27 protein-coding genes, 1 tRNA gene and 1 riboswitch are annotated in these 26,339 nt (G+C 68.9%); of the genes, 9 read left to right on the forward strand and 19 right to left on the reverse strand.

What is annotated here, in order from left to right:
* Nucleotides 1–41 precede the first annotated feature (41 nt).
* A riboswitch (SAM riboswitch) is annotated at nt 42–117 on the reverse strand.
* Nucleotides 118–142: 25 nt separating this feature from the next.
* Complete coding sequence (locus O5M90_RS13145; RefSeq protein WP_137944169.1) at nt 143–1,714, reverse strand: methyl-accepting chemotaxis protein; 1,572 nt, start codon at nt 1,712–1,714, stop codon at nt 143–145.
* Between the two features lie 97 nt (nt 1,715–1,811).
* A complete protein-coding gene (gene sppA / locus O5M90_RS13150; protein ID WP_269839105.1) occupies nt 1,812–3,665 on the reverse strand; it encodes a signal peptide peptidase SppA in 1,854 nt (617 codons plus the stop codon).
* Nucleotides 3,666–3,802: 137 nt separating this feature from the next.
* Between sppA and O5M90_RS13155 the strand changes: the two genes are divergently transcribed.
* Together O5M90_RS13155 and O5M90_RS13160 are read left to right on the forward strand one after the other, a co-directional pair.
* Nucleotides 3,803–5,446, forward strand: coding sequence for an FMN-binding glutamate synthase family protein (locus O5M90_RS13155; RefSeq protein ID WP_269839106.1), 1,644 nt, complete (start codon nt 3,803–3,805; stop codon nt 5,444–5,446).
* Nucleotides 5,447–5,537: 91 nt separating this feature from the next.
* Nucleotides 5,538–6,398, forward strand: coding sequence for an alpha/beta hydrolase (locus tag O5M90_RS13160; protein WP_269839107.1), 861 nt, complete (start codon nt 5,538–5,540; stop codon nt 6,396–6,398).
* Here O5M90_RS13160 and O5M90_RS13165 read toward each other — a convergent pair.
* The 5 genes from O5M90_RS13165 to O5M90_RS13185 form a co-directional block, all read right to left on the reverse strand.
* Nucleotides 6,392–7,921 (reverse strand): 3-hydroxyacyl-CoA dehydrogenase, encoded by a 1,530-nt coding sequence (locus tag O5M90_RS13165; RefSeq protein ID WP_269839108.1) that lies wholly within the window; start codon nt 7,919–7,921, stop codon nt 6,392–6,394. The genes O5M90_RS13160 and O5M90_RS13165 overlap by 7 nt on opposite strands.
* Nucleotides 7,922–7,932: 11 nt before the next feature.
* Entirely contained in the window at nt 7,933–8,718 is a 786-nt protein-coding gene (locus tag O5M90_RS13170) for an enoyl-CoA hydratase-related protein (RefSeq protein WP_137944176.1), read from the reverse strand.
* Nucleotides 8,719–8,790: 72 nt separating this feature from the next.
* Nucleotides 8,791–9,297 (reverse strand): cupin domain-containing protein, encoded by a 507-nt coding sequence (locus O5M90_RS13175; protein WP_269839109.1) that lies wholly within the window; start codon nt 9,295–9,297, stop codon nt 8,791–8,793.
* 28 nt (nt 9,298–9,325) lie between these two features.
* Complete coding sequence (locus O5M90_RS13180) at nt 9,326–9,640, reverse strand: hypothetical protein (protein WP_262969106.1); 315 nt, start codon at nt 9,638–9,640, stop codon at nt 9,326–9,328.
* A gap of 65 nt (nt 9,641–9,705) precedes the next feature.
* Nucleotides 9,706–10,785 (reverse strand): DUF748 domain-containing protein, encoded by a 1,080-nt coding sequence (locus tag O5M90_RS13185; RefSeq protein ID WP_269839110.1) that lies wholly within the window; start codon nt 10,783–10,785, stop codon nt 9,706–9,708.
* A 61-nt stretch (nt 10,786–10,846) separates the two neighbouring features.
* Here O5M90_RS13185 and O5M90_RS13190 point away from each other — a divergent pair, with 61 nt between their 5' ends.
* Nucleotides 10,847–11,671 (forward strand): alpha/beta fold hydrolase, encoded by an 825-nt coding sequence (locus O5M90_RS13190; RefSeq protein ID WP_269839111.1) that lies wholly within the window; start codon nt 10,847–10,849, stop codon nt 11,669–11,671.
* Between the two features lie 5 nt (nt 11,672–11,676).
* Here O5M90_RS13190 and O5M90_RS13195 read toward each other — a convergent pair whose 3' ends face one another.
* Nucleotides 11,677–12,765, reverse strand: a complete 1,089-nt coding sequence (locus tag O5M90_RS13195; RefSeq protein WP_440402078.1) for a DUF484 family protein — start codon at nt 12,763–12,765, stop codon at nt 11,677–11,679.
* Nucleotides 12,766–12,898: 133 nt separating this feature from the next.
* On the opposite strand from O5M90_RS13195, the gene O5M90_RS13200 reads away from it, so the two are divergent.
* Together O5M90_RS13200 and O5M90_RS13205 are read left to right on the forward strand one after the other, a co-directional pair.
* The gene (locus O5M90_RS13200; RefSeq protein WP_269839114.1) at nt 12,899–13,816 is read left to right on the forward strand and encodes a hypothetical protein; all 918 of its coding nucleotides are present in this window, start codon (nt 12,899–12,901) and stop codon (nt 13,814–13,816) included.
* Entirely contained in the window at nt 13,813–14,118 is a 306-nt protein-coding gene (locus O5M90_RS13205; protein WP_137944182.1) for an antibiotic biosynthesis monooxygenase family protein, read from the forward strand. The genes O5M90_RS13200 and O5M90_RS13205 overlap by 4 nt, the downstream gene beginning before the upstream one ends.
* A 72-nt stretch (nt 14,119–14,190) precedes the next feature.
* Here O5M90_RS13205 and O5M90_RS13210 read toward each other — a convergent pair whose 3' ends face one another.
* From O5M90_RS13210 to O5M90_RS13235, 6 genes are all read right to left on the reverse strand, one after another.
* Nucleotides 14,191–14,559, reverse strand: coding sequence for an HU family DNA-binding protein (locus tag O5M90_RS13210; protein WP_137944183.1), 369 nt, complete (start codon nt 14,557–14,559; stop codon nt 14,191–14,193).
* Nucleotides 14,560–14,711: 152 nt separating this feature from the next.
* The gene (locus O5M90_RS13215; protein WP_269839115.1) at nt 14,712–15,233 is read right to left on the reverse strand and encodes an MOSC domain-containing protein; all 522 of its coding nucleotides are present in this window, start codon (nt 15,231–15,233) and stop codon (nt 14,712–14,714) included.
* A gap of 61 nt (nt 15,234–15,294) precedes the next feature.
* A tRNA-Leu gene (locus tag O5M90_RS13220) sits at nt 15,295–15,379 on the reverse strand.
* 96 nt (nt 15,380–15,475) lie between these two features.
* Nucleotides 15,476–16,465 carry a DUF1338 domain-containing protein gene (locus O5M90_RS13225; RefSeq protein ID WP_440402513.1) on the reverse strand — a complete coding sequence of 330 codons (990 nt, stop codon included), beginning with the start codon at nt 16,463–16,465 and terminating at the stop codon, nt 15,476–15,478.
* Nucleotides 16,466–16,612: 147 nt separating this feature from the next.
* A complete protein-coding gene (gene amaB / locus O5M90_RS13230; RefSeq protein ID WP_269839116.1) occupies nt 16,613–18,130 on the reverse strand; it encodes an L-piperidine-6-carboxylate dehydrogenase in 1,518 nt (505 codons plus the stop codon).
* 15 nt (nt 18,131–18,145) lie between these two features.
* Nucleotides 18,146–19,240 (reverse strand): saccharopine dehydrogenase family protein, encoded by a 1,095-nt coding sequence (locus O5M90_RS13235; protein ID WP_269839117.1) that lies wholly within the window; start codon nt 19,238–19,240, stop codon nt 18,146–18,148.
* Between the two features lie 150 nt (nt 19,241–19,390).
* Between O5M90_RS13235 and O5M90_RS13240 the strand changes: the two genes are divergently transcribed.
* From O5M90_RS13240 to O5M90_RS13250, 3 genes are read left to right on the forward strand one after another with little or no spacing between them, the layout of a single operon-like run.
* Nucleotides 19,391–19,837, forward strand: coding sequence for an Lrp/AsnC family transcriptional regulator (locus O5M90_RS13240; RefSeq protein ID WP_269839118.1), 447 nt, complete (start codon nt 19,391–19,393; stop codon nt 19,835–19,837).
* Nucleotides 19,838–19,897: 60 nt separating this feature from the next.
* Entirely contained in the window at nt 19,898–20,041 is a 144-nt protein-coding gene (locus tag O5M90_RS13245) for a hypothetical protein (RefSeq protein WP_269839119.1), read from the forward strand.
* A gap of 55 nt (nt 20,042–20,096) precedes the next feature.
* Entirely contained in the window at nt 20,097–20,690 is a 594-nt protein-coding gene (locus O5M90_RS13250) for an NnrU family protein (RefSeq protein ID WP_269839120.1), read from the forward strand.
* 11 nt (nt 20,691–20,701) lie between these two features.
* Here O5M90_RS13250 and O5M90_RS13255 read toward each other — a convergent pair whose 3' ends face one another.
* From O5M90_RS13255 to O5M90_RS13270, 4 genes are read right to left on the reverse strand one after another with little or no spacing between them, the layout of a single operon-like run.
* Nucleotides 20,702–21,838, reverse strand: a complete 1,137-nt coding sequence (locus O5M90_RS13255; protein WP_269839121.1) for a glycerophosphodiester phosphodiesterase family protein — start codon at nt 21,836–21,838, stop codon at nt 20,702–20,704.
* 32 nt (nt 21,839–21,870) lie between these two features.
* Entirely contained in the window at nt 21,871–23,121 is a 1,251-nt protein-coding gene (locus O5M90_RS13260; protein ID WP_269839122.1) for a sensor histidine kinase, read from the reverse strand.
* A complete protein-coding gene (locus tag O5M90_RS13265) occupies nt 23,118–23,825 on the reverse strand; it encodes a response regulator transcription factor (protein WP_269839123.1) in 708 nt (235 codons plus the stop codon). The genes O5M90_RS13260 and O5M90_RS13265 overlap by 4 nt, the downstream gene beginning before the upstream one ends.
* Before the next feature lie 6 nt (nt 23,826–23,831).
* Nucleotides 23,832–24,941, reverse strand: coding sequence for a type 1 glutamine amidotransferase domain-containing protein (locus O5M90_RS13270; protein WP_269839124.1), 1,110 nt, complete (start codon nt 24,939–24,941; stop codon nt 23,832–23,834).
* 171 nt (nt 24,942–25,112) lie between these two features.
* Between O5M90_RS13270 and O5M90_RS13275 the strand changes: the two genes are divergently transcribed.
* The gene (locus tag O5M90_RS13275) at nt 25,113–25,322 is read left to right on the forward strand and encodes a YgaP-like transmembrane domain (protein ID WP_269839125.1); all 210 of its coding nucleotides are present in this window, start codon (nt 25,113–25,115) and stop codon (nt 25,320–25,322) included.
* Here the strand turns inward: O5M90_RS13275 and O5M90_RS13280 are convergent, their stop codons facing one another.
* Nucleotides 25,323–26,315, reverse strand: coding sequence for a 2-dehydropantoate 2-reductase (locus O5M90_RS13280; RefSeq protein WP_269839126.1), 993 nt, complete (start codon nt 26,313–26,315; stop codon nt 25,323–25,325).
* Nucleotides 26,316–26,339: the final 24 nt, after the last annotated feature.

The following is a 26,339-nucleotide window of genomic DNA, read 5'->3' on the forward strand; positions in this document are numbered from 1 at the left end:
CTCCAAAAAACAAAACCGGCGCCGCTAGCTGTGACGGACGCCGGTGGTCTGGAGCGCCCTGTTTAGCTGCATTTGTAAAGCGCCCGCAATCCGGAACAAATCGGCGCTATCGCTGCGAAGTATAAATAATGCGCCGGGCGGCTCAAGTGGCGTCGAGATGAAACTGCGATACCGCCGCGCCCAGGCGCTGCGACTGCTCGCGCAGGCTCTCGGCGGCGGCGGCCGACTGCTCGACCAGCGCGGCGTTCTGTTGCGTCATCTGATCGAGCTGGTTGACGGCCTGGTTGACCTGGCCGATGCGCTGGCTCTGGTCCGAGGTGCCGGCTGCGATCTCGCCGATGATGTCGCTGACCCGCTGCACCGACGCAACGATCTCGCCCATGGTCTTGCCGGCGTCCTGCACCAGCTGCGAGCCGGCATCGACCTGGTCGACGCTGGCGCCGATCAGCTGCTTGATCTCGCGGGCCGCCTCGGCACTGCGCTGGGCCAGGCTGCGCACCTCGCCGGCCACCACCGCGAAGCCGCGGCCCTGCTCGCCGGCGCGTGCCGCCTCGACCGCCGCATTCAGCGCCAGGATATTGGTCTGGAAGGCGATGCCGTCGATCACGCCGATGATGTCGCCTATGCGGCGCGAGCTCTGGTTGATGCGGTCCATCGTCGAGACCACCTCGGACACCACCGTGCCGCCGCGTTGCGCGACCTCGGCGGCCGAGGTCGCGAGCTGCTTGGCCGTCATCGCCGCATCGGCGCTCTGGCGCACGCCGCCGGTCAGCTGCTCCATCGAGCTGGCGGTGCTCTGCAGATTCGAGGCCGCCTGCTCGGTGCGCTCGCTGAGGTCCTGGTTGCCGGCCGCCACCTCGACGCTGGCGCTCTCGATGTGCTGGGTGGACTCGCGCACCTGGCCCACCAGGCGGCGCAGCGAGTCCTGCATGCTGTTGAGCGAGCCGAGCAGTTCGGCCGCCTCGTCGCGGCCCTCGACCCGGATCTGCCGGTACAGATCGCCCGCCGCGATCGCCTGCGCCACCGTGCGGGCATAGCTGATCGGGCTGGTGATGGTGCGCGAGTTCAGCAGGGTCAGCGGCACCACCAGCAGCACCACGACCGCCAGCACGCCCAGGAACACATAGCTGATCTTCAGCATCGCCGCGTTGAACTCGACCTGGGTGTCCTGCGCCTCCTGCTCGATGATGGCGGCGATCTTGCTGACCCGCTCCTCGACGCCGCTCATATGCGTCTTGGCGCGGCCCATCATGCGGTCGGCCACCTTGGCGGTGTCGAAGCCGCCGTCCTGGATCTGGGCCAGAACCGGCTGCGAGGCCTTGTTGTACTCGGCCATCAGCGCGCTCGCCTCGCGCGCCAGCGCGTTGTCCGCATCGTCTTCGCCCTGCTGCAGCGCGGCCAGGCCGGCACTGGTGCGCTTGATCGCCGCCTCCCAGCTCTCGCGCGCCTTCAGCACCGCGACGCCGTCCTCGTAATTGATCACCATCTCCTTTTCCAGCAGGCGCACATCGGCCAGCGCGCTGCGGATCTGGGAGAGCTGGGTCAATTCCTGGACCGCATGCTCCATGAAGTCGGCGTTCAGCGACTTGAGCCGCTGTCCGCCCAGCAAGCCGGTGAGCCCCACCAGGGCAAACATGCCGAGCACCATCGCGATGGCCCCCAGCATGCGCGTGCGGATCGTGAAGCTCCGCATCCAGACCGTCAGATCCATCATGTCTGCTCCTCCGAACGATGCCGTCGCTGCCCCGGCGCTGTACCGGCCGGTCGTTGTTTATCGGCCGATCGGCAGCTGCGCTTGAATCCTATCGATCTCAGGGCACCGTGCACAGGCAATGGACGACGGCCGCGAACGGCCGGCCCTGCGTGCCCAGCGTCGCCAGCCAGGCCAATTCGCCCACCGCCGCCTGGGCCGGCAGCGCCAGCCCGCCCAGCTGGGCGCGCACGGCGCCGGCCACCTGTTCGCCGACGACCTCACCCAGCCCATCCAGCAGCCGCTCGATGCGGCCGCGCTCGCGCTCCACATAGCTCAGCCGTGGCTCGCCCTCCAGCTTGGCCAGCGCGGCGGCGGCCTTGACGGCGTCGCCATAGCTGCCGAGCTGGTCGATCAGGCCACGCTCCAGCGCCTGGGCGCCGGTCCAGACCCGGCCCTGGGCCACCGCGTCGATCTCGGCCACCGGCTTCTTGCGCGCGGCGGCGGCCTTGCCGGTGAAGTCGTCGTAGATGTGCTGGATGGCCGATTGCACCGCGGTGCGCATGCGCGGGTCGAGCGGGCGGCGCGGGTCATAGCCGCCGCCGGCCAGCCAGGTCGTCGTGTGGCCGCCGGTGTGGATGGACAGCTTGTCCAGCAGCTTGTCGGCCGTCGGCAGCATGCCGAACACGCCGATCGAGCCGGTCACGGTGCTGGCGTCGGCGATCACGCGGTCGGCCGCCATCGAGATCCAGTAGCCGCCCGAGGCCGCCACATCACCCATCGACACCACCACCGGCTTGCCGGCCTTGCGCGTCAGCTCGAGCTCGCGACGCACGATCTCGGAAGCCACCGCGCTGCCGCCGGGCGAGTTGACGCGCAGCACCAGGGCCTTGATGTCCTCGTTCTCGCGCGCCTGGCGGATCAGCTGGGCGGTCGAGTCGCCGCCGACCTTGCCGGGGCCGGCCTCGCCGTCGACGATCTCGCCCTCGGCCACGACGACACCGATCACCGCGCCCTCGGTCCTGGGCTTCAGCATGGCCTGATAGGCGGCCAGCGAGATCTGGCGGAAGCTTTTGGCCTTCTCGTCGGGCGCGCCGCGCTCGATCAGCATCGCGCGGATCTCGTCGCGGGTCTTCAGGCCGTCGACCAGGCGCTCCTTGAGCGCCAGCTGGGCCGTATCACCCTTGACCGCCTGCAGGCGCTGCGGCAGCTCCTCGATGCCCAGCGCCACCGCCCCCTTGTCGAGCTTGCGGGCCGTCTCGACGGAGGTGGTGTAGCGGGCCCACAGATCGCCGTACAGATAGGCGTCGGACTCCAAGGTCGCCGGCGACGGCGCGTTGGCAAAGTAAGGCTCGCCGAAGTTCTTGTAGGTGCCGACCCGTATCACATTGGGCTCGATGCCGACGCGCTCCAGCGCGTCCTTGTAGTAGTTGCGATAGCGGCCGAAGCCCTCCATCATCGCCATGCCCATCGGGTGCATATAGACCTCGTCGGCACGCGCCGCGAGAAAGTAGCTGCGCTGGTCGTAGCCACCGGCATAGGCCAGCACCGGCTTCTTGCTGTCCTTCTTGAAACGCTCCAGCGCCGCCGCCACCTCGCGCAGCCCGGCCTGGCCGCCGCCGCCAAAGTCGTCCAGCGCCAGCAGCACCGTCGAGATCTTCGGATCGGTGGCCGCCGCCTCCAGCACCTGCAACACATCGCGCAGCCGGGTCTGGGCCTGCGGCGACTGGCCCTGCAACTGGGCCATCGCCTGGTCGCGCGCCGAGCCCGAATACTGCTCGACCAGCCGACCCTTCAGGTCCAGCACCAGCGTGGTCTTGTCCTCCAGCGGCTTCGGCCCGCGGGTCGCGAGCGCGACGATCAGGCCGACCACGAGGGCCAGCAACAGCAGATTCAGCAAGGCCCGCCGGCTGGCGTCGAGCAGCCACCAGAGCTTGGAGAAGAACCAGCCCAGCGGGCGGAGGATGGACATCATGGGGTGGGATCCCTGGTTGCGGGCATGGCCCGGTCGAATTGATTGTAGGCAGGGTGGTCAAAGCCGCCCTGCTCGCGCGATCAGCCGGCACGACAGCGCTTAGCATGCCAGGATTGGCGACTGCAAAGGCTTCCCCCATGCCCGCTTGGCTGCTCCGACTCGATCACCATTTCCCGATCCGCTACAGCGCCTGGCTGCTGTGCATCATCGCCACGCTGATCAGCGCGATCGCCTGGGTGCTGGACGGCGTCGACGGACTGGCCGTCGTGATCTTCGGCTCGCTGAGCCTGGTGGGGCTGGCCGATGTGCGCCAGACCAAGCGCTCGCTGCTGCGCAACTATCCGGTGATCGGCCATCTGCGCTTCATGCTGGAGTTCATCCGCCCCGAGATCCGCCAGTACTTTCTGGAGGCCGACAACGAGGCCGCGCCGTTCTCGCGCCAGCAGCGCTCGCTGGTCTATCAGCGCGCCAAGGGAGAGCCCGACAAGCGCCCCTTCGGCACCCAGCTCGAGGTCGGCGCGCTGGGCTATGAATGGATCAACCATTCGCTGCAACCCACCCAGCTGCCCAGCCACGACTTCCGCGTGCTGATCGGTGCCGACCGCGCCCAGCCCTACGAAGCCAGCGTCTTCAATATCTCGGCGATGAGCTTCGGCGCGCTCAGCGCCAATGCCATCCTGGCCTTGAACGCCGGCGCCCGACGCGGCGGCTTCGCCCACGACACCGGCGAGGGCTCGATCAGCGTGCACCACCGCCAGCACGGCGGCGACCTGATCTGGGAAATCGGCTCCGGCTACTTCGGCTGCCGCAACGAGGACGGCAGCTTCAACGCCGAGCGCTTCGAGCTCAATGCCCGCGACCCGCAGGTCAAACTGATCGAGCTCAAGCTCAGCCAGGGCGCCAAGCCCGGCCATGGCGGCGTGCTGCCCGGCCCCAAGGTGACCGCCGAAATCGCCGCCGCGCGTGGCGTCAATATCGGCGAGGACTGCATCTCGCCGGCCTCGCACAGCGCCTTCGGCACGCCGCTGGAGATGCTGCATTTCATCGAGCGGCTGCGCCAGCTCAGCGGCGGCAAGCCGACCGGTTTCAAGCTCTGCATCGGCCATCCCTGGGAGTGGTTCGCGATCGCCAAGGCCATGCTGGAGAGCGGCATCGTGCCGGACTTCATCGTCGTCGACGGTGCCGAGGGCGGCACCGGCGCTGCGCCGCTGGAGTTCACCGACCATGTCGGCGCGCCGCTGCAGGAGGGTCTGCTGCTGGTGCACAACACGCTGGTCGGCCTGAATCTGCGTGACAAGATCAGGATAGGCTGCGCCGGCAAGGTCATCAGCGCCTTCGACATCGCGCGCATGATGGCGCTGGGCGCCGACTGGTGCAATTCGGCGCGCGGCTTCATGTTCGCCTTGGGCTGCATCCAGGCCCAGACCTGCCACACCGGCCACTGCCCCACCGGCGTCACGACCCAGGACCCACAGCGCCAGCAGGCCCTGATCGTGCCAGACAAGGCCGAGCGGGTGTTCCGCTTCCACCAACTGACCCTGGAAGCCCTGCGCGAACTGGTACAAGCCGCCGGCCTGCACCATCCCAGCGAGATCTGCGCCGCCCATATCGTCCACCGCATCAACAAGCACGAAGTCCGGCTGCTGGCCAATCTGCTGCCCTTCATCAAGCCCGGCAGCCTGCTGGCCGGCGACCTGCCCGGCAATGTATTCAAGATCTACTGGCCGCTGGCCAGCGCGCACAGCTTTGCGGCACAGGGGGCGGTGGGGCCGGCGAGTTGAGCGCCCGGGCAACCCAAGAGAGCCGGGGCCGGCAGGGGATATCGCGCTTACCCTATCCTGCAGTCTTGCCGTCCACCCTGCCATTGCCGCAATGACCCTGCCCATCCCCTCCTGGCGCCGCCTGTTGCTCGGCGCGCTCGCCGCGCTGGCCCTGCTGGGCGGTTGTGCCACGCTGGACGAGAAGCAGCGCGAGTGGATCTTCCAGCCCAGCGACCGGACCTGGTCCGGCGGGCTGGCGGCGGCCCAGGGCATGGATGAGGTGTGGATCGCGTTCGACTCCAAGCTCAGCGGTGCGCCGGTCAAGCTGCACGGCCTGTGGATACCGGCCGAGCGCGCCGATGCGCCGGTGCTGCTTTATCTGCATGGCGCGCGCTGGGATGTTCGCGGCAGCGCCAACCGCATGCGCCGCATGCAGGAGCTGGGTTTCTCGGTGCTGGGCATCGACTACCGCGGCTTCGGCCAGAGCAGCAAGGTGCTGCCCTCCGAGGCCATGGCCTACGAGGATGCGCGAGCCGCCTGGGACTGGCTGGCGACGCAGCATCCGCGCTCGCCGCGCTATATCTTCGGCCATTCGCTGGGTGGCGCCATCGCGGTGAACCTGGCCAGCGAGGTGCAGACCGCAGCGGCCGGCCTGATCGTCGAGGGCAGCTTCACCTCCATCCCCGAGGTGGCCAGCAGCTACAAATGGGGTTGGTTGCCGGTGGGCCCGTTGATCACCCAGCGCTTCGAAGCCGGCGAGCGCATCGGCGGCCTGAAGGTGCCGGTGCTGATCGTGCACGGCAGTGCCGACCGGGTCATCAAGCCCGAACTCGGCCGGGCGCTGTTCGAGCGCGCGCCCGAGCCCAAGCGCTTTGTGCTGGTCGAGGGCGGCTCGCACCACAACACCAATGCGGTGGGCCAGGGGCTTTACCGCGAGGCGCTGGCCGAGCTGTTCGGCCACCGCGCTCAGTAAGACGCAGTGCGCCAGCGCTGCTGCTGCAGCAAGGGACTGACCCGGTAACGCTCGCTGCGATAGGCGATGAACAGCCCGTCCAGCAGGGTCGCCACCATGGGCGCGCCCAGCAGGCCCAGCCATTCGAAAGGCCCGGCCGGGTAATTGACGCCCAGCTTCATCGCCAGGTCGGCGCCCTGCTCGTCGCAGACGCCCTGCCACACCGCATCGGCCCCCTCGTTGACCAGCATGGCCACGGTGCGCGCCACGGCAAGACCCGGCACATCGCGCAGCACCAGGGGCTGCCAGCCCAGGCTGCGCCACAGCGCCGCCACCTGGGCCCGCGCGGCCTCGCTGGCCTGCGGCGCAAAGGCCAGCGCCAGGGCGTCGGCGCGGTCCGGTGCCACCGGCCAGTCCATCACGCCCAGCTCCGGATGCTTGCGCTGGTGCGCCAGCTCGGCCGCGCTATGGCCCATGGTCAGATGCAGCTGCAGCTCGCCGAGTTGCAGGCCGGCCCAGTCGGCCGACTCGCCGCGGCTGAAGCTCAGGCCCTTGTGTGCCAGCCAGTCGGCCAGGCGCTCGACCAGCGCACCGCGCCCGACCACGCTGATCGGTGGCAGCTCCACACCCTCAACGGCCGCATCGACCGGCGCCGCCGGCACGCCCTCGTAAAAGCCCTTGCCGACCTTGCGGCCCAGCCGGCCGCCGTCGACCAGGGCCTTCTGCACCAGCGAGGGCATATAGCGCTTGTCGCCGAAGTTGGCCTCATAGACCGACTGGGTCACCAGATAGTTGGTGTCGTGGCCGATCAGGTCCATCAGCTCGCAAGGCCCCATGCGGAAACCCGCGCCGCGCAGCGCGCGGTCCAGCTCGGCCGGCGTGCCGGCCTGCTCCAGCAGCAGGGCCAGCGTCTCGGCGTAATAGGGCCGGGCGATGCGGTTGACGATGAAGCCGGGCGTGGACTTCGCATGCACCGGCGTCTTGCCCCAGCGCTTGGCCAGCTCGTAGATCACCTGCGCCACGCCGGGCTCGGTTTCGGCGCCCCAGACCACCTCGACCAGCTTCATCAGCGGCACCGGGTTGAAGAAATGCATGCCCACCAGGCGGGCCGGGTTCTTCATGCCATTGGCCAGCGCGGTGACGCTGATCGACGAGGTATTGGTCGCGATGATGGCGCCCGGCGCCAGCAGCGCATCGAGCTCGCGCAGCAGGGCCTGCTTGGGCTCCAGCTTCTCGACGATGACCTCGATCACCAGCGCCGCATCGGCCAGCTCGGCGGTGGCCGTGGCCGGACTCAGCCGCGCCAGCACCGCCTCGCGCGTGCCGGCCTCCATGCGGCCCTTGGCGACCAGACCATCCAGCGCCTTGGCGATCGAGGCGATCGCTGTCGCCGCCGCACCCTCGCGCACATCCAGCAGCTTCACCGCGTGGCCGGCCTGGGCCGCCACCTGGGCGATGCCCGCCCCCATGATGCCGGCGCCCACCACGCCGATCGGCGCCGGCTCGCTGCCGGCCACGGTCCAGATCTGATTCGTCTCGCTCATCTCAACAATCCTTATTGGGGAATCCAGGCGGCCGGCCGCTTGGCCAGGAAAGCGGCAAAGCCCTCGCGCGCCTCGTCCGTCATGCGCACCCGGGAAATCGTCTGCGCGGTCAGCTCGCGCACCGCCGGCGTCACCGGCCCGACCTCCAGCTCGGCGAACAAGGCCTTGATCTCGCCCTGGGCCGCCGGGCCATTGGCCAGCAGCTCGTCGACCCAGCGCTTGACCGCCCCGTCCAGCTCGTCCAGCGCCACCACCTCGTGCACCAGGCCCAGCGCCAGCGCCTGCGCGGCGCCGATGCGGCTGGCGGTCAGCGCCAGACGCTTGGCCTGGCGCGGCCCGACCGCATTGATCACATAAGGCCCGATCACTGCGGGCAGGATGCCGAAGCGTGCCTCGCTGACCGCGAACTTGGCCTCCTCGCTGGCCACCGCGATATCGCAGGCCACCGCCAGCCCGACCCCGCCGCCCAGCGCCAGGCCCTGCACGCGGGCAATCGTCGGCTTGGGGCAGGACGCGATCTTGTGCAGCATGCCGGCAAAGCCGCGCGCGTCCTCCAGATTCCATTCCTGGGTGGCCTCGGAGGCCCGCTTCATCCACTGGATGTCGGCCCCCGCGCTGAAGGCCTTGCCGGCCCCGGCCAGCACGATCACGCGCACCCGCGGATCGGCGATCAAGCGGTCAAAGCCCTGACCGATCTCGCTGATCATGGCCTCGTTGAAGGCATTGAACACCTCCGGCCGTGTCATCGTCAGCTGGGCGACACCGCGCCCATCCACCTCGATATGCAAAGTCTCCACGCTGAAACTCCTGGTAATCGGGGGAGTATCGCAGCGGTGCGGCACCGGGATCGGGCGCCTGGGCGCAGAGCATCAGCCGGCGCTCTCCGGCGGCTCGGTGCTCTCGCGGTCGTAGTACTCGACCGTGTTCTCCGCGCGAAACATCTTCCACAGCCCCGGCTCGCCACGCCGGCCGGACCCGATCATGATCTTGTTGGAATCCGGGTACTCGCAAGTCTCGATATCGACCACAGTCGACAGCGCCAGATAGCGCATGGTCACGGTGCCGGTGTTGATGATCTGATGTGCCACCTCGGGCCCGCCGGTCGGACAGGCGATCACATCGTGCGCTCGGATCGGATAACGCTGCGCGCCAAAGCGCAGCTCGCCCTCGCCTTCGAGGATGAAGAACATCTCTTCCTCGCCATGATGGTTGTGGAAGGGGCATTGCGCCTTGCCGGGCGGCAGCACCGTCAGGTTGTAGCCCAGCTTGCGGGCGCCGATATGGTCGCTGATCTGGGCACGCTTGGAGCTGTAGTAGCCGTTCTCCTCGACGTCGTTGAACACCAGTTCGTCGAGATTCATGATGGGCTTGGTCACGCTGGAACTCCCTTGACACGATGAGAGCTTAGGTCTTGGCGTCGGCCTTGATCTTGCGGACTGCCGCCACGTCCCCGAGAAACACCAGCAAGGCGTCTCGTTCGTCCTGCGACAGCGCCTTGCTGTCCAGCAGCTGCAGCTGCTTGATGACGACTTCAAGCGCCTCGGTCAGATGACCGATCTGCTTGCCATAGCTGCCGACCTGCTCAATGACCTGCTGCTCGACCTTGGCGTTGGATGTGGCGCCAAGGTTGACGCTGAACAGATTGAAAGACCAGTTCGACAGGATGGGCTGGGTCAGCGAGCTCGGCGCCAGCTGCAAGGGCATATAGACATTTGCCACGGCATACTCCCTGCATGTGATAGCTGCGAATGCAGCGCTATTCTGCGGCGAAAGACGCCGGCGGCTCAGCGCCCGAACAAACCCTTCACCAGGCCGCCCAGCCCCTTGACCACGCCGGAGACGCTGACGCCCAGCGTCTCGGCCAGGCCCGAGGCCAGCTTGGTGGCCAGATTCTCATTGAGCGAGAAGGCCGGGTCGTCAAGCCGGCCTTCGAGCGTGAAGCGCACCTGCAGACGGCCGTCGCGCGTCATCGCAGCCAGCACCGCCTGGCGCGGCACGCCGGCAAAGGTGGCCAAGGGGCCGCCGCCGCTGGCCAGCTCCAGATTCGTCAAGGTCAGCGTGCCGGGCGCGCGCAGCCGCTCGCCGACCACCGTCGCATGGACGTCCAGATCCAGCGTACCGCGCCGCACGCCGGCCTCGGCGACCTTCAGCAGATAGGGCTGCAGCGCCAGCAGGTCCACATCGCTGAAGCGCGCGCGCAGATCGGCATCGTGGCTGGACGGCGTGTAGCGGCCCTGGATCTCGATGCGGCCGTCGCGCTGCGGCCCCTTGAACACGCCACCAAGCTCGATCTGCAGCGCCTGGTCCAGCGCTGGCAAGCGCAGTGGACCGAGCCTGGCCGCCAGCTGCTCGATGCGCAGCTGCAGCGCCGGCCGGCGCACCGAGTGGTCGAAGAAAGCCAGGGCGCCATCGGCGATGCGGATCTCGTCGATCTCGATCGCCGGCGCCGGGATCGGGTCTTGACTCGGCGCCTGAGCCCGGCCGGCGCGTTCCTCGAGCAGGGCCGGCAGCAGGCGCAGCCGGCCATCACGGCTGCGCTGCGCAGACAGATAGCCGCCCTCCACCGTCACGCTGGCAATGCGCCAGGGTCCGCCCAGCAGGCTGCGCAGATCGGGCCGGATGTGCACGCGCTCGGCCCGCAACTCATCCTCGGCCGGCCAGCCCGGCGCCGCCTGGATACGCAGCTGGCGCAGCTCGACGCTGCCGCTCCAGCCGATGCTGATGTCCCCCAGCGTCGCGCGCGGTCCCAGTGCGGCCTCGATCCGCGTTTGCAGCTGCCACGCGGCCAGGTAAGGGCCGGCGACCAGCAGCAGGACCAGCGCGATGGCAAGAGCAACAAGGGAACGGCGGCGGGAAGGAGTCACGGCGGCAACAGCGGCAACAGCGGGAAAGAAGGGCCGCCATCGTAGCGCCCACAATGCGGCCATGCACCGCACCGACATCTTCCTGCAGCCGCTGCGCCTCGAAGGCCGCGAGATCCAGATCGAGTCCCAGTGGCTCCATACCCCGTCAAACCCCGGCCCCGGCGCCGAGCCGCGCCCGCTGATCGTGTTCCTGCACGAGGGCCTGGGCTCGCTGTCGCAGTGGAAGGACTTTCCGCAGCGCCTGTGCGAGGCGGCCGGCTGCCGCGGTCTGCTGTTCTCGCGCCCCGGCTACGGGCGCAGCACGCCGCGCACCGAGCCCTGGCCGCAGGACTATCTGCAGCGCCAGGCGCGCGGGCTGCTGCCGGCCTATTTCGATGCGCTGGGGCTGCAGCACGAAGCGCTGATCCTGTTCGGCCACAGCGACGGCGCCTCGCTGGCCTTGCTGTTTGCCGCCTATTTTCCGGCGCGCGTGCGCGCGCTGGCGGCGCTGGCGCCGCATCTCTTTGTCGAGCCGATCACGATCACCGGCCTGCGTGCCGCCAAGACGGCTTACGAGCAGCAGCCCAGCGCGCTGAAGGCCGCGCTGGGGCGCCACCATGCCGATCCCGACTCGGCCTTCTATGGCTGGAACGATGCCTGGCTGCGGCCGGGCTTCGAAGGCGGCTGGAATATCGAGGCCGATCTGAGGACGCTGGCCTGCCCGGTGCTGGCGCTGCAAGGTGTGGACGACGAGTACGCGACGCTGGCGCAGATCGAGGCGATCCGTCGCCTGCATGCGCCGACCCGCTTGGTCGCGCTGCCGGACTGCGGCCATGCGCCGCACAAGGACCAGGCCGAGGCCGTGATCGCCCAGACCCTGGCCCTGCTGCAAGAAGCCGGCGCCTGAGCCGCTCAGCGCGGCGGGTCGCTCGCCCCGACCACCTGGTTGCGCCCGCCCTGTTTGGCGCGGTAGAGCGCGGCATCGGCCGCCTGCAACAGCGGCGCAGCCTCCGGCGCGCCGGCGAGCTCGAGCATGGCCAGGCCGATCGAGACCGTCACCGCCAGCTCGACCCCACCCCCCACCGGCAGGCGCTGATCGGCGATGCGCTGGCGGATGCGCTCGGCCACCTCGCGAGCGGCGGCGGCCGGTGTGCGCGGCAGCAGCACGACGAATTCCTCACCGCCCCAGCGCGCCACCGTGTCACCGGCGCGCAGCTGGCCCTGGATCATCAGTCCCACCGCGCGCAGCACGGCATCGCCGGCGGCATGGCCGTGACTGTCGTTGACCGGCTTGAAATGATCGATGTCCAGGAACAGGCAGGCCAAGGCCTGGCTGTGGCGGCGCGCCTGGCTGATCTCGATCTGGCAGCGGTGCTCGAAATAGCGCCGGTTGTGTACGCCGGTCAGCACATCGGTCAGGCCGGCCCGCTTGACACGCTCCTGGTTCAGCGCGCTCTCCAGGCAGACCGAGGCGATCGCCGCCAGGCGCTCCAGGAACTTGGTGCCGGCCCCGCTGTTGTAGCGCGCCGCATCGCTGCTGCCGAACTGCAGGCAGCCGATCAGATGGCCGCGCCGGCTCAGCGGCAAGAGCGCCACCGAGGCGATGCCCGGCGCCGCGCCGAACAGGGCGCCGTGCAGGATGGCGTCGTAGGCGCCCAGCCAGGGCCGCTGATCCAGATCCAGCGCATCGAGCGCCTGCAGCGTGGGCGGCAGCTGCAGGCCGGGCAGCGCGCTGTCCTCATGCAGCTCGGCGTCCAGGATGCTGCGGATCTCCAGCTGGGTGTCCAGCAGGGTCAGGCCGACGAACTCGATGCCGAACACCGGCCGGTACTCCAGCAGCAGCAGGCGCAGCAGCTCGCCCAGCGAGCCGGCCGCGATCAGCCGGTGCTCCAGCTGGTCGAAGCGGCGCATCTTGTCCTCGTTGGCACGGGCCTCGCGCAGCAAGTCTTCCAACTGCTGACGCAGGGCCTGGTTCTCAGCCGCAAGTTCGCTCGGGTGCATGCTCAGCCATCATCCATCGCTCTCGCGCCATCGACGCGGGCGCTGCTGCGATTCTCGCCGCAGGCCGGCATGTCGGCCCCGCAGGAAATCCCGGCCCGGGGGGTCACAATCACAGCATCATCGTCCCCGCCCCATGACAGCTGTACACCCGCATCACCCCCTGCGCAGGTCGGCGGCGCTGCTCGGCCTGTGCCTGGCGCTGTGCGCCGGCCTCGCAGCCGCCCAGCCGATACGCCATGCGCTGGCCCAGCAGCAGAGCAGCCAGGTCATCACCTACGAGCTCGAGGTCTTGCAGCTGCTGCTCGACAAGACCCGGCCCAGCCACGGCGACTACAGCCTGCAGGCCACCGAGGTCGTGACGCAGAACCGCGCCTTCTTGCAGCTGCAGGCCGGCGAGGTCGATGTGCTGAGCTCGATGAGCTCGACCGAGCGCGAAGCCCAGGGCCTGGCGCTGCGGGTCTGCCTGTATCGCGGCCTGCTGGGCGTGCGCCTGCCAGTGGTGCTGGCCAACCGTGCGGCCGAGCTCGATGCGCTGGAGCAGCCAGAGCAGCTGCGCGCGCTGCGCCACGGCCAGGTCAGCGACTGGCCCGACAGCCAGATCCTGCTGGCCAATGGCTGGCGGGTCGAGCGCATGCCCAGGCTGGCGGCCTTTGCCGAGCTGCTGCGGCGGCAGCGCATCGACACCTTTGCGCTCGGCGCCATCGAGGTCTATCCGATTGCCGACGCCCATCCGGGGCTGGCCGTGCTGCAGCGCTGGGCCATTGCCTACCCCTCGGCCTTCTACTTTTTCGTCAGCCCCAAGCGGCCCGAGCTGGCCGAGCGGCTGCGCCGGGGCTGGGAGCTGGCGCTGGCCGACGGCAGCTTTGTCGCGCTGTTCGAGCAGCGCATAGCGCCGCAGCTGGCGCGCGCCCGCCTCGACCAGCGGCGCTGGTTGGTGCTGAACAACCCGCTGCTGCCGCCCGACACGCCGCTGGACAAGGCGCCATACTGGCATCCGCTGGTGCGCAGCAAGCTGCTGCCCGCCCTCAACTCAGGAAAGCCCCGACCATGATTCTCGAAGTCGCCGACATCCGCATCCAGCCCGGCCAGCAGGCCGCATTCGAAGAGGCCATCCAGCTGGGCATTGCCAGCGTGATCACACGAGCCCAGGGCTTCGTGCGCGCCCAGGTCCAGCATGGCATCGAGTCGCCCGAGCGCTATCTGCTGCTGATCGAATGGCAGACGCTGGAAGACCACACCGTGCACTTCCGCGGCGGCCCGCTGTTCGCCGAGTGGCGCGCCATCGTCGGCCCCTTCTTCGCCAGCCCGCCCCAGGTGGAACACTTCGAGCTGGCAGCGCAGCGCCTGGTCTGAGGCCGGTCCAGAAGCAAGCAGGCCGGACACCCTCGCGGGTGTCCGGCCTGCGCCAAGCGTGTTGGCAGCGTCTTACTTCTTGGCCTTCTTGGCAGCCGGCTTGGCGGCAGCCTTCACGGCCTTGGCGGGCTTCTCAGCGGCCTTGGCGGCCTTGCGGGCAGCAGCCTTCGGATCGACGGCGGCCTTGAAGCCAGCGCCCGGGGTGAACTTGGGCAGCTTGGCGGCAGCGATCTTGATCTTGTCGCCGGTGCTGGGGTTCACGCCGGTGCGGGCTGCGCGGGCGTGCTGCTTGAAGGAGCCAAAGCCGGGGATAGTGACCGCGCCGCCCTTTTTGACGGTGGTCACCACCGCGTCCAGCAGGGTTTCGATGATGCGGCCGGCTTCGGCCTTCGTCAGTTCGTGCTTGCTGGCCAGGTGCTCGATCAGTTCGGTTTTGTTCATTCCAGGATCTCAATTCTGTGTGGCGCCCGACGATCTCGGGCGGGCGCCATTCTCACTCATAAAACGCAGCGATCCCGATGGCGACGCGGGAAAACTCTGATGAGTGCCGCAGGCACCCATCAGAGTTTCGGCCCAAGGTCGCAGACCTTGGGTCAAAACAAAGCGCCCACCGTGACTGCACGCACCGCATCCCCCACCCTCAGCAGCCCGCCGCGCAACACGCGCGCGGTCATGCCACCATGGCCGCGCATCGCGTTGTAGCCGCCCGGGCCCAGCAGCTCTTCCATCCGTGAGCAGGGTTCGCAGGGGCCAGTCAGTTCCAGCACCACATCGTCGCCAATGCACAGATGCAGGACCTGGTCGCGAAACAGGCTGCGCGCGGCGATCAGGTTCAGACCGGAGATCACGAGGTTGCGGCGCAGCAGCGCGGGGTCAAGGCTTGCCCGCCCGCTCAAGGCCGCGACCACCGGCAGGTGCTCGGCCTGGATCAGGCTGACCTGGCGCTTGCCACCGCTGCGCTGGGCACTGCGGTCGCCATCCAGTCCCCGCCCCTCAAGGGTCAGGACTTGCTCGACCGAGCGCATGGCCACGCGGCGTGCGGGCCGCAGCAGGATGGCCTCGATGCGGCCGGGGCGCGGAAACTGCTGGCACAGGGAGCGGAGATCGTCGGGCATCACAAGAAGTCTGATCCAGAAAACGCAAAGGGTCAGCACTTGCGTGCTGACCCTCATTGTTTGGTGCCCAGAAGAGGACTCGAACCTCCACGGAGTTACCCGCTAGTACCTGAAACTAGTGCGTCTACCAATTCCGCCATCTGGGCTAGTTTCTTCTTCAGCACATTTACCGAACTGCGCGAAGAGGCCGGACTATAGCATGCGAATTTGCAGGCGCGCAAGTCCTGGCCCCAATCTTTTGTTCAGGCCGCCGCCGTCATCTTGAAAATGCCGGTGGCATTGCCGGCGTCGAAGCGCAGATCCAGGCCCTGCTGATCGTCCTCGCGTTCGCGCTGGATGAACTCATAGAACGAGCCCGGCACCGGCTGGGTCAAGACCCGACCCTCATGCAGGAACTGGCGCTCCACCTGGGCCGCGCGGAAAGCGGTCTGGCGCACCCGGCCGGAGGCCGAGGTCTCGATGCTGTCCTTGATCGGCCGGCCCATCACGCGCTGGGTGTCGGCCAGCAGCTCGATGTCGGCGACCCGGTCGGTCGCGTGGTTGAAGGCATTACCCTCGGTCGCGATCCAGGCCATCTCGGCCGACTCGGCCAGCAGGGCCTGGTAGTCGACCAGCGCGAACAGCGGGTGCTGGCGCTCGAAACAGCCCAACAGGCGCGGCAGCAGGGACAGCGCGGCATTCCAGGGCAGGACCTTGTCGCGCGCCAACTGTTCCAGCAGGGCCAGATCGGCGCTGGACAGCGGGTCGCGCGAGGCGCCGATGACGCGACTCACCGCCGCCTGGAAGGCCGGCGAGAACTGCTCGGGATGCAGCTCGGAGACGAAGAACTGCGCGATGTCCTCGGGGAAGTCTTCATGCCGCCAGCTGCGCCCGGTCATCTTCAGGCGTGTCAGCGGATAGGTCTCGGCATGGGCATAGCCCAGCGGCCGCAGCACCCGCGTGATCGCCGCCTCGCCGGGAGGCAGCGCGCCGCTGGGCCAGGCCACGGTGCGCAGCGCGCCATGGTCGAACACGACGCGCTCGCCGGCACGCTGGCAGTCGGCCACATAGGCGGCGCCGGCAGGCACGCGCGCGAGCAGGTCGCGGAACAGCGCCATACTCAGCGCCTGCGCCAACTCGGCGCGCGACACCGTGTCGCCGACCGGCTTCAGCAGCGCCGGCATCACCTGCAACTGAGCAAACGTCTCTTGCGCCGCAGCCTCGCCCAGCAAGGCGCTCAGCAGGCGGCTCAGCCCGGATTCAGTCATCAATGAAAACTCCCATGCTTTGGAACGGCCGGCAAGGCCCGGCCATATCGAGCGGAGCCCGAGGCTCCGGCTTTGCCGGGCCCAGGGGCTCTGCCCCCTTGAGGGGGAGGCGCGCAGCGCCTCGGGGGTGGATCAAATATCGAACTTCACACCCTGGGCCAAGGGCAGCGAGCGCGAGTAATTGACCGTGTTGGTCGTGCGCCGCATATAGGCCTTCCAGGCATCGGAGCCGGACTCGCGGCCACCGCCGGTTTCCTTCTCGCCGCCAAAGGCGCCGCCGATCTCGGCGCCCGAGGTGCCGATATTGACGTTGGCGATGCCGCAGTCCGAACCGGCCGCGCTCATAAAGGTCTCGGCCTCGCGGATATCGTTGGTGAAGATGGCCGAGGACAGGCCTTGCGGCACCTCGTTCTGCAGCGCGATTGCCTCGTCGAGCGTCTTGTACTTCAGCGTGTAGAGGATGGGCGCGAAGGTCTCGTGCCTGACGATGGCAGTCTGCGCCGGCATGCGCACCAGGGCCGGCGCGGCATACCAGGCCTCGGGATACTGGGCGGCCAGCGCGCGGTCGCCGCCGCTGACTTCGCCGCCCTGCTCGCGCGCGGCGGCCAGCGCGGCCTGCATCGCATCGAAGGCTTGCTTATCGATCAGCGGGCCGATCAGATTACCGGCCTCGACGGGCGAGCCTATCTTCAGCTGCGCGCGGGCGCGGTCCAGACGGGCCACCAGCTCGTCGTGGATGGACTCGTGGGCGATGACGCGGCGCGTGGTCGTGCAGCGCTGGCCGGCCGTGCCATAGGCACCGAACAGGATGCCGCGCACGGCCAGGTCCAGGTCGGCGCTGGGCGTCACGATGATGGCGTTGTTGCCGCCCAGCTCCAGCAGGCAGCGACCGAAGCGCGCCGCGACGCGCGGGCCGACCGCGCGGCCCATGCGGGTCGAGCCGGTGGCGGACACCAGCGCGACCCGGGCATCGTCGACCATGGCCTCGCCGACGGCAGCGCCGCCGTTGAGCACTTGCGACAGGTAGGCCGGTGCGCCCGAACCTTCCGCCACATAGCGGGCGACCGCCTTCTCGAACAGCGCCTGCGTGGCCAGCGCCGTCAGCGGGGTCTTCTCGCTGGGCTTCCAGACGCAGCTGTCGCCGCAGACCAGGGCCAGGGCCGAGTTCCAGGCCCAGACCGCGACGGGGAAGTTGAAGGCCGAGATGATGCCCACCACGCCCAGCGGCAGGTACTGCTCCATCATGCGGTGGCCGGGGCGCTCGCTGGCGATGGTCAGGCCATGCAGCTGGCGCGACAGGCCGACGGCGAAGTCGCAGATATCGATCATCTCCTGCACCTCGCCCTCGCCTTCGCTCGTGACCTTGCCGGCCTCCAGCGAGACCAGGCGGGCCAGCGCGGCCTTGTGGGCGCGCAGCTCCTCGCCGAACAGGCGCACCAGCTCGCCGCGCTTGGGCGCGGGCACCGTGCGCCATTCCAGGAAGGCAGCGTGAGCCCGGCCGACGGCAGCCGTCATCTCGGCGGCGCTGGCCTCGTGCACGGCGCCCAGCACCGCGCCATCGATCGGCGAGCGCACGTTCAGGGTGCCGCCGGTGTAGGCGGCAGCGGGAACGCCCAGGGCGCTCAGCAGGTCTTGCGTTTGATTCGTCATGGTCTGGATTCTCACTTAACCGATGGACTCGACCTGGCGCGACTGCTGATAGGCCTGGCCGAAACGATTGGCCAGGAAGGCCGGCAGCTCGACCTCTTCCTGGCGGATGAAGCCCTTGGCCGGCAGCTTGCCTTCGCGGAACAGATCGACCGCCGCGCAGATGCCAGCGGCGGTGGTGATCTGGATCGCCGACAGCGGCGCCTTCGCATCGCGCTCGGCGAAGATCTTGCGGGCAAAGACCTCCTGCATCAGCACACCGTTCTTCATGCCGGAGACGGTCACGAAGACCAGCACGACGTCCTGCATCGTGGCCGGCATGCTCTTGCGCATGATGTCCTTGAGCTTGTCCTGGTCGCTGGCCAGGGCCAGGTCTTCGAGCAGGAACTTCATCAGATCGCGGTGGCCGGGGTAGCGCACGGTCTTGTAGTCGAGATTGCGCACCTTGCCGGCCCAGGTTTCGCACAGCGTGCCCAGACCGCCCGAGGTGTTGAAGGCCTCGTACTCGGTGCCATCCAGCGAGAAGTGTTCCAGGCCTTCCAGCGGCAGGGCCGAGATGAACTCGCCGCCATGGATGGCTTCGCAGGGGTGGCAGTACTCGTTGATCAGGCCGTCGACCGACCAGGTCAGGTTGTACTTCAGGGCATTGGTCGGGAAGGCCGGCAGCGCGCCGACCCGCATCTGCACATCGCGCACCTCGTCGAAGCCGGTGGCCAGGTGGTGGGCGACGATGCCGATGAAGCCGGGCGCCAGGCCGCATTGCGGCATGAAGGCGGTCTTGGCGTTGCGGGCCAGGTCCTTGATGGCCTTGGTCGCGGCCACATCCTCGGTCAGGTCGAAGTAGTGGCAGCCGCATTCCAGCGCCAGTGTGGCGGCGGTGATGGCCAGGTGGTAGGGCAAGGCGTTGACGACCGTGTCCTTGCCGCGCAGCTGGGCCGCCAGCGCCGCCTGGTTCTCGGTGTCGACCTCGGCGGTGGTGATGCCCTCGGCGGCCAGCACGGCCAGGTACTTGGCATTCTTGTCGATCACGGTGACCTGATAGTCGCCGGTGGCGTGCAGCAGGCGGGCGATGGTCTGGCCGATATGGCCGGCACCGAGCAGGGCGACTTTCATGGGGATCTCCTTATTCGTTCGAGCAATCAACAGATGGCCGCAGTCTAGGAATGAGCCCGGACGAAAGAAAGCATGAGTTCGACGAAATCAATGCAGATAATGACGATTCGTCAGCATCATCATTCACATCGTCGAATTCAAGGGTTATCCATGACTAGCGCCGCACGCGACCCCATCGACCGCCAGCTGATCACCCTGTTGCAGGCCAATGCCCGCGAGAGCACGGCCAATCTGGCACGCAAACTGGGCGTGGCCCGCACCACCGTGGTGGCGCGGCTGGCCCGGCTGGAGCAGGACGGCACCATCGTCGGCTACACGGCCAAGCTGGGCAGCGAGGCGGCGGACCGCAGCGTGCAGGCCTTTGTCGGCATCACGGTGCAGCCGCGCGCCGGGCGCGAGGTGGTCAAGAAGCTCGGCGGCTTCCCCGAGCTGCGCCAGCTCGCCTCGGTCAGCGGCGAGTTCGACTACATGGCCCTGCTGCGCGCGGAGTCGACGATGCGGCTGGACGCGCTGCTCGACGAGATCGGCGAGATCGAGGGCGTGATCAAGACCACCAGCTCGGTGGTGCTGGCGCTGCGCGTGGACCGCAGCGCCTGAGCCCGCAGGGTGCGGGCACGGCGCTTGCTAGATGCCACTCTCTCTTGATCGGAGTGCCCGATGAACAAGCAACCACTCTCCACCGCCCGCGCCCAGAACATCGTCACCGCGCTGAAGGCCTTGCTGCTGGTGGCGGCCGTCTGGGGCCTGCTCTACCCGGCCCTGCTGTGGAGCCTTGAGCGGCTGCTTCAGCATCAAGGCTGATCGCGCGGGGCACAATGGCGCGCCGCCTGAGCGGTGCCGCCATGGGGTGTCTTGCATGACTGTTCTGATACTCGGACTTGTTCTGTTTCTCGGCGTGCACTCGCTGCGCATCGTCGCCGAGCCCTGGCGCCAGGCCCAGATCGCACGCCTGGGCGAGAAGCCCTGGAAGCTGGTCTATACCGCCGTCTCGCTGCTGGGCTTCGGCCTGATCCTGTGGGGCTATGCGCAGGCGCGGCTGACGCCCACCGTGCTGTGGGCCACGCCGCGCGGCATGAACCATCTGGCCGCCCTGCTGACCCTGGTCGCCTTCATCTTGCTGGCGGCCGGCAACGGGCCGCGCAACCACATCCGTGCCAAGCTGCGCCACCCGATGGTGCTGTCGGTCAAGCTATGGGCTTTTGCTCATCTGCTGGCCAACAACACCCTGGCCGATCTGCTGCTGTTCGGCAGCTTCCTGCTCTGGGCCGTGCTGTGCTTTCGCGCCGCGCGGCAGCGCGACCGGGCCGGCGCGCCGGCACCGGCGGCCGGAACGACGGCTGGCACGGTGGGCACCGTGATCGTCGGCATCCTCGCCTGGGCCGCCTTCGCCTTCTGGATCCATGGCGCCTGGCTGGGCGTGCGGCCTTTCGCGCGAGCCGTGGGGGCTTGATCAGCGGTCGATCAGGGCTTCAGGGCCGCCCGGCCGAGATCGGGCTGGTCGGTGAAAAATCCGTCCATGCCCAGGGCCAGAAAGGCCTTGAGCTGGCCCGCCATATCGCCCAGGGCCTGACCCTCGCGCCGGAACTCGGTCGGCAGAAAGCTGTTCTCGGCCCGGAAGGTCCAGCCATGGACCAGCAGGCCGCGCGCATGGGCCTCGGCGATCAGCCGGGTCGGCGTTCCCAGCTGGCCGCCGGCCAGCGGGATCATCAGGTGGGTGTGCGCACCGATGCCGTCGGCATAGGTCTTGATGAAGTCCAGGCCGGCCGGCAGGGCCAGGTCTTGATAAGCGCGCAGATCACCGGCCAGGCTCAGGTCATAGGGCCGGCCGGCGGCGCTGAGCAACTGCACCAGGCGGATGGCGGTCTTGCCGCGCAGGTACTGCAGGTTTGACACTTCGAAGGACTGGATGAAGACCGGCGCCTCGCGCGTGTTGCCGTAAGCGGCATGCAGCGCTTGCAACAGCTTGTCCTCCAGGCGCGGCAGGCCGGCCGCCTCGGTGAAGGCCTTGAAATAGCTGGGGTGCTTGGTCTCGGGATAAAGGCCGACGCCATGGGTCTTGGCCAGTGCGATGACTTCCTGCAGGGTCGGGATCGGGTATTTGTTGTCGTGCGCCTTGTTCGCCAGGCGCTGATCGCGCAGCCGCTCCTGGGCGCGGATATCGGCCCGGATCTCGGCGGCTGTGAAATCCTCGGCGAACCAGCCACCCATAGACCGGCCGTCAACCTGCTTGACGGTGAGCCGGTCCGCATACTTCTCCAGCTCCCAGACATTGCTGCTGGTGTCGGTGCGGTGCAGCAGCGGCCGGCCGTCGGCGCCGCGCTTGATGCGGCCATCGGCCTCCAGCTCGACCCGGGCCAGCAAGGGCTCATGGCGGGCCAGCAGCACACCGTCCTTGCTCATGACCAGATCGGGCTCGATGTAGTCGGCGCCCTGGGCGATCGCCAGCTCGTAGGCGGCCAGCGTGTGCTCCGGCAGATAGCCGGAGGCGCCGCGATGGGCGATCAGCAGCGGCGACTTGGCGGCAGCGGGCAAACCCGTCTGGGCCAGGGTGGGCGAGGTCGACAGCACGATCGCCAGGGTGGCAAGCAGCGTTTTCATCCGGACTCCTTGTTGACAGCCCGCAGCATGCCTCAAAGCCGCAGCGCCACGCGCACCCAACCCCCCTCTTGCTTGCCCATCCTCCGATAGCCCAGCCCGTGGCGCTCGCACAGGCGCTGGACGATGGACAGGCCCAGACCCAAGCCGGCGCTGGCCTGCCGCTCGCCCGAGCCGCCGCTGGCAAGACCCGGCCCTTCGTTCTCGACCCACAGCTCACCGTCGGCCCAGCGCAGGCGCACCAGGGCGCCCGGCGCATGCTGGGCGGCGTTGGCCAGCAGATTGTTCAGTATCACCGCCAGCACCTCGGGCTGGCCGATCAGCTCGAGCGCCGGGTCTATGTCCAGCTCGAAGGGCGGCGCCGGCTCTGCACGCGCCAAGGCCGCCGAGCGCTGCAGCTCCAGCGCCTGCAGCACCAGGGCCAGCAAGCGGTAGCGCTGCGGCGGCGGCAGTTGCAGAGGCTCGCGCGCCAGCGCCAGCAGGCTCTGCACCGTCTGCGTCATGCTGCGGCAGGCCTCGCGAATGCGCGCCAGCGGCGCCTCGGCATGCGCCGGCAGGTCGCCGCGCGCCTGCAGCAGCTCGGCCGAGTTGGCGATCACGGCCAGCGGCGTACGCAGCTCATGGCTGGCATCACGGCCGAACTGCTGCTCGCGCTCGGAGAATGCCTTGTTGCGCTGCCAGGCTGCCTTCAGCGTGGCGGCCAGCCGGCCCAGCTCGTTGCGCGGGAAGTTCTGCAGCGCTATCGGCGGTTCGGTGCCGGGCGGCGCCTCGCGCAGGGCCTGATCCAGCCGCGCCAGCGGCCGCACCGCCTGGCGCGCCAGCCACCAGCCCAGGCTCAGCGACAGCAGCAGCAACACGCCGCACATCAGCCCCAGATTCCACAGCATGGCCGCGCGCTTGGGCCGCACCTCCAGCTGCTCGCTGACCTCGGCCACCAGCCATTGCTGCGGCTGCTCCAGCCGCAACAAGTGGTAATGCCGCCCCTGCTCGCCGGCCAGCTCGCTGCGCCTCGGATGCGCTGCATGAGCGGCCGCCAGATCGGGTGGGAAGCTGCTCGCATCGGCATGCAGGCTGATGAAACGGCGCAGCGGTGCGGGCGCCGCCTGGCCGGCCTGCGCCGCCTGCCGCTGATGCTCGCCCTCCTCGGCCAGCATGCGTTCGAAGAAGGTGTCTTCCAGCGAGTACATCATCGCCATCGCCAACAGCACGAAGAGCGCGCAGACAAAAAGGGTCAGGCCGCCGAAGGCCAGCACGATGCGCTGCTGCAGCGACCAGGCGGCCCTCATGCCGGCAGATCCAGCCGGTAGCCCTGGCCGGGCAGGGTGCTGAGCAGCGCGGGCCGGTCGGGAAAGGGCTTGTCCAGCGCCTGGCGCAGCTGGTAGATGTGGGAACGCAGCGCGTCCGAATCGGGCGGCTCGTCGCCCCACAGCCTGCGTGTCAGCGCCTCGCGGCTCACAAGGGCCGGATGCGCCTCGGCCAGGGCCAGCAGGATCTGCCAGCCCAGCGGCTGCAGCGGCAAGACCTGACCCTGGCGACAGGCCTCGCGGCGGCGCCGGTCCAGGCTCAGTTCGCCCAGCACCAGCCGATGGGGCCGCTGCAGACGCGGCCGGGCCGCCAGCGCCAGGCAGCGTGCCGCCAGCTCGGCCAGCTCGAAGGGCTTGCTCAGATAGTCGTCGGCGCCCTGGGCAAAGCCGGCCAGCTTGTCCTGCAACTGGTCGCGCGCGGTCAGCATCAGCACCGGCACATGGCGCTCGCTCTCGGCCCTCAGCCGTGCGCAGACCTGCAGCCCGTCCAGGCGCGGCAGGTTCAGGTCCAGCAGCAGCAGGTCGTAGTCCTGCTCCAGCGCCATGCCCAGACCCAGCGCGCCATCACCGGCACAGTCGACACGGTGGCCCTGCAGGCCCAGGTACTCGGCCAGCGTGTCGGCCAGCGCCGCATGGTCCTCGATCAAGAGGATGTTCAGGCGCGGTCGCGACGGCATCTCGGTCATCGGGGCTCAACTCTCCAGTTCGGCCAGCAATTGTCGGGCACGCGCATGGTCGGGCTGCTGCTGCAGCGCGCGCTTGAGCAGCGCGATCGCCTCGGGCTTGTGGCCGAGCTTGGCGTGGACGCTGGCCAGTGCCGCCGTCATGCCGGCGTGGGCAGGTGCCAGCCGATGGGCCTGGGCCAGCATGGTCAGCGCGATGTTCAGGCGCTCGGGCGTGGCCTCGCCCTCGCTGAGCAGCAGGCCGTAAGTGCCCAGCAGCAGCGGGTCGTGGCGGTCCGCCTCGGCGGCGGCGGTGGCGCCAGCCAGATGCCGCTCGATCAAGGCCATCGTGGCCTCTTCGATGCCGGGCGTGCGCACCACCGGCGTGCGGCCCAGGGCCCGCAGCAGGGCTTCGACCAGGGGCGGGGTCGACAGCGGGTTCTGGCCGGTGATCAGACGCTCGTCGCTGACCACCAGCGGCAGCATCAGGCCGCGCGACTCGTAGCGCGCGCCCTGGGCTTGCAAGGCATCCTCCAGCAGAAAGGGCAGCTGGCCCAGGGTCTTGCCCGAGAAGCGGCGCTCCTCGGCATTGCTGAAGCCGGTCACGCGCCGACCGGCCAGCAGCGGAGTGCCATCGGCGCTCTTCAGGTCCAGCAGGGCCGCCGGGCCATGGCAGACCGCCGCCAGCACGCCGCCGCGCTGCCAGACCCCGCTCAGCAGATGCTGCAGCGGCGCATCGCCGCGCAGATCGAACATCGGCCCCTTGCCGCCCAGCACCAGCACGGCCGCATAGTCGGCCGGCTGGAGCCCGGCCGTCGGCAGCGTGGCCTGCAGCCGCGCCATCAGCGCGGCATCGGCCTTGACCTGGCGCGCCGTGCTCTCGCCGGCGGGCCGGCCCACGGGCGCGCCGCCCTTGGGGCTGGCGATGTCGAAGCTCACGCCATTGGCCTGCAGCAGCTGGGCGGCCAGCGCGAACTCGTGGAAGTCATAGCCCAGCTTGCCGCCGTCCTCGGCCTGGCCATGGCTGCTGAGCACCAGCAGCACGCGCGGCTCGGCCGGATTGGCGTTGGCCATGCTGAAAAGGCCGAGGGTCGCCGCAGCGGCCAGCAGCAGACGGCGGGAAGTCTTGATCAGGGTCATGAGCGGCTCCGGTGATGGGGATGCGCCAGCCTAGAAAGCCGGGCGTGAAGTCGCTGTGAAGCCGGCTCACTTTTTTCTTTGCGCCGCGCGAATCCTTTGCCCGCAAACCCCACTCTTGCTTGTCGAGGTGATGGATAGATCCTCGATCACGCAAACAAACAAGGAGTTGTGATGCTTTATGTCAAGAACCTGCCGGTCTGGGAACGGCTGCTGCGCGGCGCCGGCGCGCTGGCCATGGGCGCGGCCGCGCTGCTGTTGATGCCAGCTGGGCCCTGGGCCTGGGCGCTGGCGGCCGGCGCGGCAGGCGCGCTGCTCTCGGGCCTGCTGGGTTTCTGCCCGGCTTGCGCGCTGCTCGGGCGCAAGCTCAGGCAGCCGGGCTGATCAGTACAGGCCGCGGCCGCGTGCCATCAGCCGCGTCAGCCCCAGCATCGCATCGGTGTGCGGCGTGGCCAGGCCGAGCTGCTGCGCGATCTCGCGCACCGAAGCCACCAGGGCATCGAGCTCCAGCGGCCGGCCGGCTTCGACGTCCTGCAGCATCGAGGTCTTGAAGGCGCCCAGCTTGCGTGTCACCTCATGGCGCTGCTCGGGCGTCTGATCGACAGCGCAGCCGATGCGCGCGCCGATCTCGGCCGCCTCGCGCATCACATTCGTGACGAAGCCGCGCACCAGCTCGTCGTCGAGGATGCGGTCGCAGGTCGCGCCGGTCAGCGCCGAGATCGGGTTCATGGTCATATTGCCCCAGAGCTTGAACCAGATATCGCGCTGGATGCGCTCGGAGACCGTGGCGTTGAAGCCGGCACGACCCAGCAATGCGGCCAGCTGCTCGATATGGGCGGGCCGGCCGCCGGAGGGCGCGCCGAGGATCAGGCCCATGCCCATCACATGGCGCACCAGGCCGGGCTCGGGTGTCGTGCAGCTGGCATGGACCACGCTGCCGATCACGCGCTCGGCAGGGATCAGACCGGCCACCAGGCCGCCGGGGTCGACCGACTCCAGCCGCAGACCCTCGAGCTCGCCGCCCAGTCCATCGAAGAACCACCAGGGCACGCCATTCATCGCCACCAGCACGCGAGCCTGATCGTTCATGTCCAGCAAGGCCTTGACGGCCGGGGCCACCGCCGCCAGCGCCGGGCCCTTGACGGCCAGCACGATCAGGTCCTGCGGGCCCAGCTCCTCGGGCCGCTCGCCGGCCGCTACGGGCACCAGCCAGCGCTCGCCACCGGACTCGACACGCAGCCCCTGCTGCGCGCGCAAGGCCGCCAGCGTGGCGCCGCGCGCCAATGCGCTAAGCCTGACTTCGGCACCCAGCCGGTGGCCCAGATGGCCGGCAAACCAGCCGCCGATGGCACCGGCGCCCACAATGCACACTCTCATCGTCATTCCCGTTGCTGTCTCGAG

The sequence above is a fragment of the Paucibacter sp. M5-1 genome (assembly GCF_027498415.2).
In the GTDB taxonomy this organism is placed as follows: domain Bacteria; phylum Pseudomonadota; class Gammaproteobacteria; order Burkholderiales; family Burkholderiaceae_C; genus Roseateles_E.

Coding starts and splice junctions, on each gene's coding strand:
- O5M90_RS13145 (WP_137944169.1), bottom strand. CDS start 1,714: ATGATGGATCTGACGGTCTGGATGCGGAGCTTCACGATCCGCACGCGC.
- sppA (WP_269839105.1), bottom strand. CDS start 3,665: ATGATGTCCATCCTCCGCCCGCTGGGCTGGTTCTTCTCCAAGCTCTGG.
- O5M90_RS13155 (WP_269839106.1), top strand. CDS start 3,803: ATGCCCGCTTGGCTGCTCCGACTCGATCACCATTTCCCGATCCGCTAC.
- O5M90_RS13160 (WP_269839107.1), top strand. CDS start 5,538: ATGACCCTGCCCATCCCCTCCTGGCGCCGCCTGTTGCTCGGCGCGCTC.
- O5M90_RS13165 (WP_269839108.1), bottom strand. CDS start 7,921: ATGAGCGAGACGAATCAGATCTGGACCGTGGCCGGCAGCGAGCCGGCG.
- O5M90_RS13190 (WP_269839111.1), top strand. CDS start 10,847: ATGCACCGCACCGACATCTTCCTGCAGCCGCTGCGCCTCGAAGGCCGC.
- O5M90_RS13195 (WP_440402078.1), bottom strand. CDS start 12,765: ATGCACCCGAGCGAACTTGCGGCTGAGAACCAGGCCCTGCGTCAGCAG.
- O5M90_RS13200 (WP_269839114.1), top strand. CDS start 12,899: ATGACAGCTGTACACCCGCATCACCCCCTGCGCAGGTCGGCGGCGCTG.
- O5M90_RS13205 (WP_137944182.1), top strand. CDS start 13,813: ATGATTCTCGAAGTCGCCGACATCCGCATCCAGCCCGGCCAGCAGGCC.
- O5M90_RS13210 (WP_137944183.1), bottom strand. CDS start 14,559: ATGAACAAAACCGAACTGATCGAGCACCTGGCCAGCAAGCACGAACTG.
- O5M90_RS13215 (WP_269839115.1), bottom strand. CDS start 15,233: ATGCCCGACGATCTCCGCTCCCTGTGCCAGCAGTTTCCGCGCCCCGGC.
- amaB (WP_269839116.1), bottom strand. CDS start 18,130: ATGACGAATCAAACGCAAGACCTGCTGAGCGCCCTGGGCGTTCCCGCT.
- O5M90_RS13235 (WP_269839117.1), bottom strand. CDS start 19,240: ATGAAAGTCGCCCTGCTCGGTGCCGGCCATATCGGCCAGACCATCGCC.
- O5M90_RS13240 (WP_269839118.1), top strand. CDS start 19,391: ATGACTAGCGCCGCACGCGACCCCATCGACCGCCAGCTGATCACCCTG.
- O5M90_RS13245 (WP_269839119.1), top strand. CDS start 19,898: ATGAACAAGCAACCACTCTCCACCGCCCGCGCCCAGAACATCGTCACC.
- O5M90_RS13250 (WP_269839120.1), top strand. CDS start 20,097: ATGACTGTTCTGATACTCGGACTTGTTCTGTTTCTCGGCGTGCACTCG.
- O5M90_RS13255 (WP_269839121.1), bottom strand. CDS start 21,838: ATGAAAACGCTGCTTGCCACCCTGGCGATCGTGCTGTCGACCTCGCCC.
- O5M90_RS13260 (WP_269839122.1), bottom strand. CDS start 23,121: ATGAGGGCCGCCTGGTCGCTGCAGCAGCGCATCGTGCTGGCCTTCGGC.
- O5M90_RS13265 (WP_269839123.1), bottom strand. CDS start 23,825: ATGACCGAGATGCCGTCGCGACCGCGCCTGAACATCCTCTTGATCGAG.
- O5M90_RS13270 (WP_269839124.1), bottom strand. CDS start 24,941: ATGACCCTGATCAAGACTTCCCGCCGTCTGCTGCTGGCCGCTGCGGCG.
- O5M90_RS13275 (WP_269839125.1), top strand. CDS start 25,113: ATGCTTTATGTCAAGAACCTGCCGGTCTGGGAACGGCTGCTGCGCGGC.
- O5M90_RS13280 (WP_269839126.1), bottom strand. CDS start 26,315: ATGAGAGTGTGCATTGTGGGCGCCGGTGCCATCGGCGGCTGGTTTGCC.